Consider the following 12,313-nt stretch of genomic DNA (forward strand, 5'->3'; position numbering starts at 1 on the left):
ATCGCACAGAGGGACAGTCAGACCCTCGCCTCTGCCGGACGCCGGGCCAGGTAGACGGCCGCCGTCGACACCAGGACCGCCATGCAGGCGATGAAGACCAGGCCCGCGCCCTCCAGGCCGATCCGGTCCGTCAGAAGGCCGACGCCGATCACCGGGACCGAGATGCCGGCGTAGGCGACGACGAACAGCGTCGAGAGCACCGCCGCCCGCCGGTGCTCGGGAGACGCCCCGGCGACCTCGGACAGCGCGGCGCGGAACGCCAGGCCCTGCCCGGCGCCGCCGACGAGTGCGCTCAGGACCACCAGTGACATCAGGTCCCACCGCAGCGCGCCCGCGAGCAGGGCCAGCCCCGCGAGGAGTCCGGCGCAGCCCAGCGGGAGGGAGCGCCGCACACCGACCCCGCCGACCGCCAGTTGCCCGCCCGTCGACGCGAAGAACGCCAGCGCGACGACCAGCCCGCTCACGGCGTGGTCGTCCACGTGCAGGGACTCGGCGAGGAATTCCGGGCTGACCGAGGTGAACACCCCGAAGAGGGCGAACCCCGCGAACGAGGCGATCGCCGCGGGGGCGAACACCGCCCGCACCTGCGGGGGCAGCGCGGGGCGCTGCGGCCGGACGGCGCGCAGCGGTCTCCGCTCCCGTACGGTCTCCGCGAGCCGCAACAGGACGGCGGCCGACCCGGCCACCAGCACGAGGTGCGTGACGAACGGCAGGTACAGCGGCCAGCCGGCGTACTGCGCGAGCACGCCGGAGAGCAGCGGGCCGCAGCCCAATCCGCCCATGTTGGCGGCCGTCGCCACCAACGTGGCCCGGGAGGCGCCGCCGTCCGGGGCGAGTTCCATCACGTACGCCGTGGCCGCACCGGTGAACAGACCCGCGGACAGTCCTGACAGCAGTCGCCCCGCGTACAGCCAGCCCAGCCCGGTGGCGCACAGGAAGCAGACGGCGCTCGCCGCCGCGAGGCCCAGGCCGCACAGCAGCACCGGGCGCCTGCCCACGGCGTCCGAGGCGTTGCCGACCAGTAGCAGAACCCCGATGACCCCGAAGGCGTACAGGGCGTACACCACGGTCACCGTCAGCTCGGAGAACCCGAACTTGTCCTGGTAGAGGGGGTAGAGGGGAGTCGGCAGCGTGGTGCCGGCCATGCACACGGCGAACACCGTCCCGCTGAGCACGCACGCAAGCCACCCTCGGCGCTCACCGTCCATGCCGCCGACCGTAAGCCCGGCCGCTGCCCGGCCCTGGACCGGCGCGCCAAAAGCATCAGCCGGTGGCTTCGACGCGAAGCCACCGGCTGATTACTCAGGGTGAGTGACGGGACTCGAACCCGCGGCATCCTGGACCACAACCAGGTGCTCTACCAGCTGAGCTACACCCACCACGACCGGCTTGGAGGTCAGTGATTTCCCCGACCGGCCGAGAAAAAGTGTACAGGGTCCGAAGGGGTGCTCGCGCCCGGCTTTCGCGGCGCCCCTCCGCGGGCCCCCGGCACGGCTACTGCGCAGGCAGCACGTGCTTCGCGGCGATCTTCCTCGCGGTGTCCGAGTCGGGCCCGGGCTGCGGGACGAAGACGGCCTCGCGGTAGTAGCGCAGCTCGGCGATGGATTCGCGGATGTCGGCGAGCGCCCGGTGGTTGCCGTTCTTCTGCGGGCTGTTGAAGTACGCCCGCGGGTACCACCGGCGGGCCAGCTCCTTGATCGACGAGACGTCGACGATCCGGTAGTGCAGGTAGTCCTCCAGCGTCGGCATGTCACGCAGCAGGAAGCCGCGGTCCGTGCCGACGGAGTTGCCGCACAGCGGGGCCTTGCCCGGCTCCTTGACGAACTCCCTGACGTACGTCAGGACCTGCTCCTCGGCGTCCTTCAGCGTCGTGCCGTCCGGCAGCTCGGCGAGCAGCCCGGACGAGGTGTGCATCTGACGCACCACGTCCGGCATCGTCTCCAGCGCGCGGTCCGGCGGCCGGATGACGATGTCCACGCCCTCGCCGAGCACGTTCAGCTCGGAGTCGGTGACGAGGGCGGCCACCTCGATGAGCGCGTCGTCCGACAGCGAGAGGCCGGTCATCTCGCAGTCGATCCACACCATGCGATCGTTCATGTGTCTCACCTTACGGTGAGCCGCCGCGGGCCGGACCGGCCGTGCGGTGACCTCGTGGCCGGCGGCGCGCCTGCGTGCCGAAACGGCACCGGGCCCGCGCGGAGGCTCACCTCCCCGCGGGCCCGGTCACCGGCTCACGTCGCGCTGCGCTGCCCCGGCAGACTCGCCCGGCTCGGCACGTAGGCCTCCCGCCCGTTGTCCGACGCGGACGACGCCGACGCGGACAGGGCCGGGGACGATCCGACCGCGCTCGCCGCCGCCGTACGGCGGGACTGGAGCGGGACGGGGTGCTCCGGATGCAGCGAGGCGGGCGCCTGGCCCGGCTGGCCGGGATGCCCCGCGGGCCCGGACATGCCGGACCCGGGACCGCCCGGTGCGGCCTCGGTGTCCTGCGGCCGCTCGCCCTGCGGGCGCCGGGCGCGGTACGCCGCCCGGTAAGCGGCCGGCGACGAGCCCAGCTGGCGGCGGAAGTGTCCGCGCAGGGCGACCGGCGACCGGAAGCCGCAGCGCCCCGCCACCTCGTCCACCGAGTAGTCCGACGTCTCCAGCAGGCGCTGCGCCTGGAGAACCCGCTGCGTGATCAGCCACTGCAGCGGCGCGCTCCCGGTCAGCGAGCGGAAGCGGCGGTCGAACGTACGACGGCTCATGTACGCGCGTGCCGCCAGCGTCTCCACGTCGAACTGTTCGTGGAGGTGCTCCAGCGCCCAGGCGACGACCTCGGCGAGCGGGTCGGCGCCGATCTCCTCCGGTAAAGACCTGTCGAGGTAGCGCTCCTGCCCGCCGCTTCGGCGCGGGGGCACGACGAGGCGCCGGGCCAGGGCCCCTGCCGCCTCGTTGCCGTGGTCCGTGCGCACGATGTGCAGGCACAGGTCGATGCCCGCGGCCGTGCCCGCCGACGTCAGCACGTCGCCGTCGTCGACGAACAGCTCCCGCGGATCGACGTGCACCGACGGATAGCGCTTCGCCAGCGTCGGCGCGTACATCCAGTGTGTCGTCGCGGGTCGGCCGTCCAGCAGGCCCGCCGCCGCGAGGACGAAGGCGCCGGTGCACAGCCCGACGATGCGGGCGCCCTCCTCGTGTGCCCGGCGCAGCGCGTCGAGCGCCTCGTCGGGTGGCGGAGAAGTGATCGAACGCCAGGCCGGTACGACGACCGTGCCCGCGCGCGAGATCGCTTCCAGGCCATGCGGTGCGGTGAGTTCCAGGCCCCCTGTGGTCCGCAGTGGGCCGTCCTCGCCGCCGCACACCAGCAGTCGGTAGCGCGGCACGCCGGCGTCCTGGCGGTCAATCCCGAACACCGACAAAGGTATGGAACTCTCGAAGATGGGGCCGCCGCTGAACAGCAGCACCGCAACGATCTCCTTGCGACGTCGCCCGGAAAGCTTCCGGGCCGCGGCTTCCGGCGCGGCAGTGGAGTCGTGGCTCATACTGCTAAGCCCCCCTCGGTGGTCGCGGCTCCTCGGTTGTGTCGCTCCTGCACGTTTCCCCTCGGTCCTGCACGAGTCCCCCGCCGTAGACAGTCAAGATCGAATCTACTGTGTCCCGTCGCGCCGCAGTGGCCGGTTCGGCACTCGGCACATTGTCGACTTGGCAACTTGGCGTGAAGCATTCGATCACGAAGCGTTGCACTCGTGGGGCGTGCAGGGAAGTGCGCCTTGTCGCAGTGGCCAATCCGCGTAGGGTGCGCAGCACCCCTGAGGCCCTTTCCGTGCAGGTCGAACGGGGGTTGGGGGGTGGTCAGGGAGGGTGATGCACAGGTGCGAGAAGTTGGCTGAAAAGCAGCGTGCGCGTGCGCGGAAACCGGTCAGCCGACCGGTGTATCCCCGCCAGTGTGCCGTCCACCGCGGTGCGACCCGGTTCCGGTGCGGTGGTGCCGGCCCCGGTGGGGGGCCCGGTCCTCGGCCGCCAGCCGGGCCGCGCCGCGCTCGGACTGGCGCAGCAGGACCCGGCAGGCGCCCGTGACGGCCGCGAGCCCGAGGGCCGTGCCGGCGGCATCGGCCAGGGAGGCGCCGTAGCCGAGGAGCACGACCGGGACGAGCAGGCAGCTGAAGGCCGCCCAGCGGACCACGTCCGTCGCGGTGTCCCGCGGTGGCGGGGCCGCGTGGTCCGCCTCGGAGGCGGGACGGGATCCGGGCATGGGTGCTCCCTGTGGCGTGACTCACGGGGTTCAACGCGTGGCCGGTGAGCAGGTCACTGTGTGACCCGCTCACCTCCACGGGTAAGTGAATCCCGTGCAAACCGCCTGTACAGCGCAGCAACCATTGCGTTACGGGCGGTGCCTCGTGCATGCTCCCTGGAACCCGCACGCACGGCGGGCGGGATCTGGGCTAAGGAGGCGTGCCGCCGTACCCTTGGGGGTATGGGGTTGGGAAGACCATTCCCGGACACAGCTCCGCCGCACACTGTTGTCCCTCCCATAAAGGATCACAACGCCGAGACAGCCATGGCCGGTCACGAATTCTTCGAACCCGCGGACCGCAAGCGGCCCGTCGCCGATCCCACGGCGGCCGAGCCCCTGGCGGCGGAAGAGCCACGCCACTCCTGCGATCCCGCCTTCAAGCACGGGGTCGTCGTCGGCTTCGACGGCTCCACGTCCAGTGAGCGCGCCCTGGCGTACGCGATCGGCATGGCCCATCGCTCCGGGTCGGGCCTGATCATCGTCCACGTCGCCAACCGGCTGCCGACCACCGTGTGGGCCGGCTGCGAGCCGCCGGTGTTCGTGGACGTGCCGGACCACCGGACCGAGGTGCTCGGGCTGGAGCTGGCGTGTGCGGACTACCTCGCCGAGGTGCCCTGGATCCTGGTCGAGCGCGGCGGCGACATCTGCCACGAACTCGAAGAGGTCGGCCGGGAGTACGAGGCCGACGCGATCGTCGTGGGGTCGACCCACGGCATCGTCGGGCGGATCTTCGGCTCCGTCGCCGGGCGGCTCGCCAAGCGGGCGCAGCGGCCCGTCATCGTCATTCCCTGACGTCACGCAGGAACAACTCCCTTGTGCGGCGCGTAAATCTACCCGCGCGTAGAGGTGTTTGTGCCCTTGTGAAGGGCATATACGGGACACCGCACAACTGCACATGCACTAAGGGAGCCCGCCGTGGACAAAGACGTCTCCGCGGGAAGCGGAATCACCACCGTGGCCGGTCGACTCGCCCTGGGAATCACCCTGTTGGCCTTCGGGCTGGGGCACACCGCTGTGATCGACGGGGTGTCAGCCGCTGACGCCGTGTCAGTCGCCCAGTACGTGGGCGGCATTGCCCTCTTCGCCGCCGGCTTGCTGGCCCTGCGCGGGGGCGACTCCGTCGGCGGGACGGCGTTCTCGGTGCTCGGGGCGCTGTGGTTCACGTGGGCCGTGTCGGCCGACGCGCAGGTCTCCACCAACGCGGCGGGACTGTTCCTGCTGTTGTTCGCGCTGGTGGTGTTGTCGCTGACGTTCGCCGGCGGGGACCAGCTCGGGCAGGGCGTGTACGGGCTGTTCTTCGTCTCGCTGCTGCTCCTCGCGATCGCCGTGTTCGCCGAGAACGACGGACTCGCGAAGGCCGGTGGGTGGTTCGCCGTGGCGGCGGGGGCCGTCGCCTGGTACGCGGCCACGGCGGTGCTCGCGCACTGGCCCACGGCGGTTCCGCGACGCGCTGCGGGCCGGGGAGTGACGGCCACCGGTTAGCCGCGCAGGCCGGGGAGTTGGGCGGCTTCCCGGCGATGAAAACGGACCCCCTGTGCCTGGTGGCAGCGCGTGGGGGTCCGTCCTCTTGTGTGGCCTGTACGGGCGGGTGGGGGCTTGTCGCGCAGTTGCCCGCGCCCCCAAGAGCCGACTACTCGACTGTCACCGACTTGGCCAGGTTGCGGGGCTTGTCGATGTCCCTGCCCAGGGCCAGGGCCGTGTGGTAGGCGAGGAGCTGGAGGGGGATGCCCATCAGGATGGGGTCGAGTTCGTCCTCGTTCTTCGGGACGACGATGGTTTCGTCGGCCTTCTCCTGGTGCTGGTGGGCCACCGCGAGGATCTTGCCGCTGCGGGCCTTGATCTCCTCCATGGCGGCGCGGTTCTTCTCCAGGAGGTCGTCGTCGGGGACGATCGCGACCGTGGGGAGGGCGGGCTCGATCAGGGCCAGTGGACCGTGCTTGAGCTCGGATGCGGGGTAGGCCTCGGCGTGGATGTAGGAGACCTCCTTGAGCTTCAGGGAGGCCTCGCGGGCCACCGGGTAGCCCCGCACCCGGCCGATGAAGAGCATCGAGCGGGCCTCGGCGAAGTCGAGGGCCAGCTTCTTGACGTCCTCCTCGTGCTTCATGATCTCGGCGATCTGGGTGGGCAGCTTGCGCAGACCCTCGATGATCCGCTTGCCGTCGCGGACCGACAGGTCGCGGGTGCGGCCCAGGTGGAGGGCGAGGAGGGCGAAGGCGACCGTGGTGTTCGTGAAGCACTTCGTGGAGACGACGCAGACCTCCGGGCCCGCGTGCACGTAGATGCCGCCGTCGGCCTCACGGGCGATCGCGGAGCCGACCACGTTCACCACGCCCAGGACCCGCGCGCCCTTGCGCTTGAGCTCCTGCACGGCGGCGAGGACGTCGTAGGTCTCGCCGGATTGGGAGACGGCGATGTAGAGGGTGTCGGGGTCGACGACCGCGTTGCGGTAGCGGAACTCCGAGGCCGGCTCGGCGTCGGCGGGGATGCGGGCCAGCTCCTCGATCATCTGGGCGCCGATCATGCCCGCGTGGTACGAGGTGCCGCAGCCGAGGATCTTCACGCGGCGGATGCGGCGGGCTTCGCGGGCGTCGAGGTTGAGGCCGCCCAGGTGCACGGTGGAGAAGCGGTCGTCGATGCGGCCGCGCAGCACGCGGTCCACGGCCTCGGCCTGCTCGTGGATCTCCTTGTGCATGTAGGTGTCGTGGCCGCCCATGTCGTAGGAGGCGGCCTCCCACTCCACGGTGGTGGGCTCCGCGGTGGTGCGGGTGCCCTCCGTCGTGTACGTGCGGAAGTCGTCGGCCTTCAGGGTGGCCATCTCGCCGTCGTCCAGGGTGACGATCTGGCGGGTGTGGGCGACCAGGGCGGCTATGTCGGAGGCGACGAACATCTCCTTCTCGCCGATGCCGAGGACGACCGGGGAGCCGTTGCGGGCGACGACGATCCGGTCGGGGAAGTCGGCGTGCAGCACGGCGATGCCGTAGGTGCCCTCGATGAGCCGGAGGGTCTCGCGGACCTTGTCCTCCAGCTTCTCGGCCTGCGAGCGGGCGATGAGGTGGGTGAGGACCTCGGTGTCGGTCTCCGAGAGGAACTCGACGCCGTCCGCCTCCAGCTTGCGGCGCAGGTCGGCGGCGTTGTCGATGATGCCGTTGTGGACGACGGCGACCTTGCCCTCGGCGTCGAGGTGCGGGTGGGCGTTCACGTCGGAGGGGGCGCCGTGGGTGGCCCAGCGGGTGTGGGCGATGCCGGTCGTGCCCTTGAAGCGGGCCGGGACCTTGGCCTCCAGATCGCGGACGCGGCCCTTGGCCTTGACCATCTTCAGGCCGGAGGCCTTCGGGGACGTGATGACGACGCCCGCGGAGTCGTACCCGCGGTACTCCAGGCGCTGGAGGCCCTCCAGGAGGAGGGGAGCGACGTCACGCTTCCCGATGTAACCGACGATTCCGCACATGTATACGTATTCCTCAGCCGTAGACGATGCGCCGCAGCTGCCGGAGCGAGAGCTCCGGTGGTGCCACCGCGCGATATTTGAGATCCGCCTCGATCCGTTCGAAGATCTCCGCGTTCACCAGGCCCTGGGCCTGGAGCTCGCGGTGGCGGCGACGGACGTACTCCTCGGTCGTCTCGTCGAAGTAGGCGAGCACGTCCTGGATCACGCGCAGCGCCTCACCCCGGTTGAGGGGGGTGGACCGCGTCAGATGATCAACGAGTTCGTCGTGCACTCGCTAGATCCTGGGGCACGGGCAGAGCTTTCGCAAGAATTCTGCCCGCTTTCGGGCAGGTGGCTGTTGGAATCTTTTGGGGGAACGTTGAATCTGTCATGAGCGCCTGTTCGTGAAGCGTCCACCGGGCGGCCGGTATCCCGTTGCCCGAGGCGTCGATTTTTGGACGCCATGGACATTCCTCGTATGGGCGTACCCGAGCGGCTCGCCGAGCGCATGAGCATGGCCGAGCAGCACGAGTACCTGCGCGCCAGATTCTCCCGGCGCACGATGATCAGAGGCGGTGCCGTCACGCTCGGCGCCGTCACCGGTGGCGCGTTCGTACCGGGTGCCACCGCCCAGGCCGCCGTTCCCACCGCGCGGACCGCTCCCGCGACCGAGGCCGTCGACGGTGCCTTCGTCGCCCCCTTCGGCCGCCACCTCGCCTACGGCAACGATCCGCGCACGGAGATGACCGTCTCCTGGCAGGTCCCGGTCGCCGTCAAGAAGCCGTTCATCCGGATCGGCGCCCACCCCACCGACCTCTCCCGCAAAATCGACGCCGAGGTCCGCACCCTCTTCACGCCGGCCGGTGTAGGCGCGAGCGGGGACCACACCCAGTACTACGTCCACGCCAAGCTGACCCACCTGCGCCCGGGCCGGACCTACTACTACGGCGTCGGCCACCAGGGCTTCGACCCGGCCGAGCCGCACCTGCTGGGCACCCTCGGCACCTTCACCACCGCCCCCGCGCACAAGGCGCCCTTCACCTTCACGGCCTTCGGCGACCAGGGCGTCAGCTACCACGCGCTGGCCAACGACAGCCTGATCCTCGGCCAGAACCCGGTCTTCCACCTGCACGCCGGCGACATCGCCTACGGCGACCCGACCGGCCAGGGCAAGACCTCCGACACCGGTTTCGACTCGCGCACCTGGGACCAGTTCCTGGCCCAGACCGAGTCGGTCGCCAAGTCCGTCCCCTGGATGGTGTCGTACGGCAACCACGACATGGAGGCCTGGTACTCGCCCAACGGGTACGGCGGTGAGCAGGCCCGCTTCACGCTTCCCGACAACGGGCCGGACAGGGAGCACCTGCCGGGCGTCTACTCCTTCGTCTACGGCAACACGGCGGTCATCTCGCTCGACCCCAACGACGTGTCCTTCGAGATCCCGGCCAACCTCGGAATCTCGGGCGGCACCCAGACCAAGTGGTTCGAGGCACAGCTGAAGAAGTACCGGGCCGCGAAGGACATCGACTTCGTCGTCGTGTTCTTCCACCACTGCGCCTACTGCACCTCCACCGCGCACGCCTCGGAGGGCGGTGTGCGCCAGGAGTGGGTGCCGCTGTTCGAGAAGTACCAGGTGGACCTCGTCATCAACGGCCACAACCACCAGTACGAGCGCACCGACGTCATCAAGGGCGACAAGGTCGCCAAGAAGCTGCCGATCGGCGGCACGGCCTACCCCGAGACCGAGGGCGTGGTGTACGTGACCGCGGGCGCGGCCGGCCGCAGCCTGTACGCCTTCTCGGCGCCCGACTCCTACGAGGGGCACGAGCACGAGGTCGACTCGGTGGCCTCCTTCGTCAACCTCAAGGACGGCAAGCAGAACGAGACCGTGGCCTGGTCGCGGGTCCGCTATCTGAACTACTCGTTCCTGCGCGTGGACGTCACCCCGGCGCCGCGAGGCCACTACACCACTCTGAAGGTGCAGGGCATCGCGGAGACCGGTGAGCGGATCGACCACTTCACGGTGGCCCGCCGGGCGAAGTAGCGCCCCGAGGGGGCGTCACATCCGCTTGAGGATCGCCTGCTTGGCGAGCGCGAACTCCTCGTCCGTCAGCACGCCCGTGCGGTGCAGCTCACCGAGCTCGCGCAGGCGGCGCAGCAGGGCGTCGTGCTCGTCCTCGGCGGAGGCGACCGGAGGAGAAGGCGGCTCCGGTCGGGCGTCCCCCATGTCGTCGGCGGGCCGGGCCGGGTGCGGAAGCCTGGCCTGGACCGCCGCCGCGACCAGCGCCATCAGCGGGTCCTTCTTGAAGCCCCACAGCTCCACGGCGTTGGGGTCGTACTTGGGCGGGGCCTTGGTGGGCGCGTTCCGCACGGTGAAGCGGAGGTAGCCGTTCTCCAGGCCGGCCGCCGGCTGCCACTCCACGCCCGTGATGTCGGTGAGCATGAGCGTGCGGGCACCGGCGGCTGCCTTGGCGTCCTCCGTCTTCCAGTTCCACTCCAGGCGTATGCGCTCGCCGTCGAAGCCGGCGGTGCCGTCCCCGGCGGAGACCGACAGGGGGACGGAGGGGCCCGGCAGCAGGTACGCGTCGACCGGGTCGGCGGGGACCTGGTCGAGGAGCAGGGCGCCCCGGACCTCGTCCGTGAAGTACTCGGCGACGCCGTAGCGGTCGGACTCCACGATCAGCTGGTACGGGTCGTGGGGCTCGGTGAGCCGGCCGCCCGTGGCGTGCAGGAGCGGGTCGGCTCCGTCGCGCAGGCGCAGCCTGAGCCGCCCCGCCTTCTTGCCCTGCTCGAAGGAGATCCCGGCCAACGCCCCCAGGGGGATGACCAGTTCACCCAGCTCCCTGCGCAGCAGACTGACGTTCTTGTCCCGCCCGGGGGTCAGCCGCAGAGCGTCGCCGTCGAAAGCCCACGTGCCGTCCTTCTGGATGATTTCCGCCATGGGGTGGATTGTTCCATCCATGTCACGAGAGAGTGGTCCAGACCTCTTGGAGCTCAACGGCTCATGGAAGGGACGGTTCTGTGAGAACGCTTCGGTTTCTCGGTTCCCTGCTGCTGGTCGCGACGGGCGTCTCCGTGACGGGGGCCGCTCCCGCAACGGCGGCATCACCCACCCCGCTCGACCGCGTGATTCCCGCGCCCGTCTCGGCCGCCCCGGGCGGGTCCCCCTACCGGATCACCCGTGGCACCCACATACGCGTCGACGACTCCCGCGAGACCCGCCGCGTCGGCGAGTACCTCGCGAAGATCCTCCGCCCCTCCACCGGCTACCGCCTCCCCGTCACCGTCCACGGCACCGGAGGCATCCGACTCCGCCTCGCCGACGGCCCGTTCGGCGCCGAGGGCTACCGTCTCGACAGCGGCCGCAAGGGCGTCACCATCACCGCCGCGCGGCCCGCCGGTCTCTTCCACGGCGTGCAGACCCTGCGCCAACTGCTCCCCGCGGCCGTCGAGAAGGACACCGTCCAGCCCGGCCCCTGGCTCGTCGCGGGCGGCACCGTCACCGACACCCCGCGCTACGGCTGGCGGGGCGCCATGCTCGATGTCTCCCGGCACTTCTTCACCGTCGACCAGGTCAAGCGCTACATCGACCAACTCGCCCTCTACAAGATCAACAAGCTGCATCTGCACCTCAGCGACGACCAGGGCTGGCGCATCGCCATCGACTCCTGGCCGCGTCTGGCGACCTACGGCGGGTCGACCGAGGTCGGTGGCGGCCCGGGCGGCTTCTACACCAAGGCCGACTACAAGGAGATCGTGCGGTACGCCGCCTCCCGCTACCTGGAGGTCGTGCCCGAGATCGACATGCCCGGCCACACCAACGCCGCCCTCGCCTCCTACGCCGACCTGAACTGCGACGGCGTGGCACCCCCGCTCTACACCGGCACCGAGGTCGGCTTCAGCTCGCTGTGCGTCGGCAAGGACATCACGTACGACTTCGTGGACGACGTGATCCGGGAACTCGCCGCGCTCACGCCGGGCAGGTACCTGCACATCGGTGGCGACGAGGCGCACTCCACCAGCCACGAGGACTACGTGAAGTTCATGGACCGGGTACAGCCGGTCGTCGCCGAGTACGGCAAGACGGTGGTCGGCTGGCACCAGCTGACCGGGGCGACGCCGGCGAAGGGAGCTCTCGCCCAGTACTGGGGACTGGACGGCACCGGTGCCGAGGAGAAGGCGCGGGTCGCGAAGGCCGCGCAGAGCGGGACCGGAGTGATTCTGTCCCCGGCCGACCGGGTGTACCTCGACATGAAGTACACGAAGGACACGCCGCTGGGGCTGTCCTGGGCCGGTCATGTCGAGGTGAAGCGGTCGTACGACTGGGATCCGGGGGCGTATCTGCCCGGAGTGCCGGGTGGTGCCGTGAAGGGGGTCGAGGCGCCGATGTGGTCGGAGACTCTCGAGAACTCCGAGCACATCGAGTACATGGCGTTTCCGCGGTTGCCGGGGGTTGCCGAGCTGGGGTGGTCGCCGGTGGGGACCCATGACTGGGAGCGGTACAAGATGCGGCTTGCCGCGCAGGCCGAGCGGTGGGATGCCCTGGGTATGGAGTGGTACCGGTCGCCGCAGGTGCCGTGGGGGGCCGGCGGGCGGTGACGCGTCTGCGGGTG

11 protein-coding genes and 1 tRNA gene are annotated in these 12,313 nt (G+C 70.4%); 4 read left to right on the forward strand and 8 right to left on the reverse strand.

From position 1 onward, the window contains the following. Positions 1-17: 17 nt before the first annotated feature. The 5 genes from SCNRRL3882_RS25895 to SCNRRL3882_RS25915 form a co-directional block, all read right to left on the reverse strand. Complete coding sequence (locus tag SCNRRL3882_RS25895; protein WP_029181739.1) at positions 18-1,208, reverse strand: MFS transporter; 1,191 nt, start codon at positions 1,206-1,208, stop codon at positions 18-20. A gap of 98 nt (positions 1,209-1,306) precedes the next feature. Then, positions 1,307-1,379, reverse strand: a tRNA-His gene (locus SCNRRL3882_RS25900). Positions 1,380-1,494: 115 nt separating this feature from the next. Then, entirely contained in the window at positions 1,495-2,097 is a 603-nt protein-coding gene (gene orn, locus SCNRRL3882_RS25905; protein WP_010047894.1) for an oligoribonuclease, read from the reverse strand. Between the two features lie 134 nt (positions 2,098-2,231). Continuing rightward, the gene (locus tag SCNRRL3882_RS25910) at positions 2,232-3,521 is read right to left on the reverse strand and encodes a helix-turn-helix domain-containing protein (RefSeq protein WP_029181738.1); all 1,290 of its coding nucleotides are present in this window, start codon (positions 3,519-3,521) and stop codon (positions 2,232-2,234) included. A 377-nt stretch (positions 3,522-3,898) separates the two neighbouring features. Further along, on the reverse strand, positions 3,899-4,231 hold the full coding sequence (locus SCNRRL3882_RS25915) for a hypothetical protein (protein ID WP_010047890.1): 333 nt from the start codon (positions 4,229-4,231) through the stop codon (positions 3,899-3,901). 306 nt (positions 4,232-4,537) lie between these two features. On the opposite strand from SCNRRL3882_RS25915, the gene SCNRRL3882_RS25920 reads away from it, so the two are divergent. Continuing rightward, entirely contained in the window at positions 4,538-5,065 is a 528-nt protein-coding gene (locus SCNRRL3882_RS25920; protein WP_010047889.1) for a universal stress protein, read from the forward strand. Positions 5,066-5,188: 123 nt separating this feature from the next. Further along, positions 5,189-5,755 (forward strand): GPR1/FUN34/YaaH family transporter, encoded by a 567-nt coding sequence (locus SCNRRL3882_RS25925; protein ID WP_010047887.1) that lies wholly within the window; start codon positions 5,189-5,191, stop codon positions 5,753-5,755. A 148-nt stretch (positions 5,756-5,903) separates the two neighbouring features. On the opposite strand, the gene glmS is transcribed toward SCNRRL3882_RS25925, so the two are convergent. Together glmS and SCNRRL3882_RS25935 are read right to left on the reverse strand one after the other, a co-directional pair. Next, positions 5,904-7,721, reverse strand: a complete 1,818-nt coding sequence (glmS, locus tag SCNRRL3882_RS25930) for a glutamine--fructose-6-phosphate transaminase (isomerizing) (protein WP_010047885.1) — start codon at positions 7,719-7,721, stop codon at positions 5,904-5,906. Between the two features lie 13 nt (positions 7,722-7,734). After that, complete coding sequence (locus SCNRRL3882_RS25935; RefSeq protein WP_010047883.1) at positions 7,735-7,992, reverse strand: hypothetical protein; 258 nt, start codon at positions 7,990-7,992, stop codon at positions 7,735-7,737. Positions 7,993-8,178: 186 nt separating this feature from the next. Between SCNRRL3882_RS25935 and SCNRRL3882_RS25940 the strand changes: the two genes are divergently transcribed. Then, positions 8,179-9,744 (forward strand): purple acid phosphatase family protein, encoded by a 1,566-nt coding sequence (locus SCNRRL3882_RS25940; protein WP_010047880.1) that lies wholly within the window; start codon positions 8,179-8,181, stop codon positions 9,742-9,744. 15 nt (positions 9,745-9,759) lie between these two features. On the opposite strand, the gene SCNRRL3882_RS25945 is transcribed toward SCNRRL3882_RS25940, so the two are convergent. After that, positions 9,760-10,641, reverse strand: coding sequence for a DUF4429 domain-containing protein (locus SCNRRL3882_RS25945; RefSeq protein WP_010047879.1), 882 nt, complete (start codon positions 10,639-10,641; stop codon positions 9,760-9,762). Between the two features lie 80 nt (positions 10,642-10,721). On the opposite strand from SCNRRL3882_RS25945, the gene SCNRRL3882_RS25950 reads away from it, so the two are divergent. Continuing rightward, positions 10,722-12,299 (forward strand): beta-N-acetylhexosaminidase, encoded by a 1,578-nt coding sequence (locus tag SCNRRL3882_RS25950; RefSeq protein WP_010047878.1) that lies wholly within the window; start codon positions 10,722-10,724, stop codon positions 12,297-12,299. Positions 12,300-12,313: the final 14 nt, after the last annotated feature.

The sequence above is a fragment of the Streptomyces chartreusis NRRL 3882 genome (assembly GCF_900236475.1).
In the GTDB taxonomy this organism is placed as follows: domain Bacteria; phylum Actinomycetota; class Actinomycetes; order Streptomycetales; family Streptomycetaceae; genus Streptomyces; species Streptomyces chartreusis_D.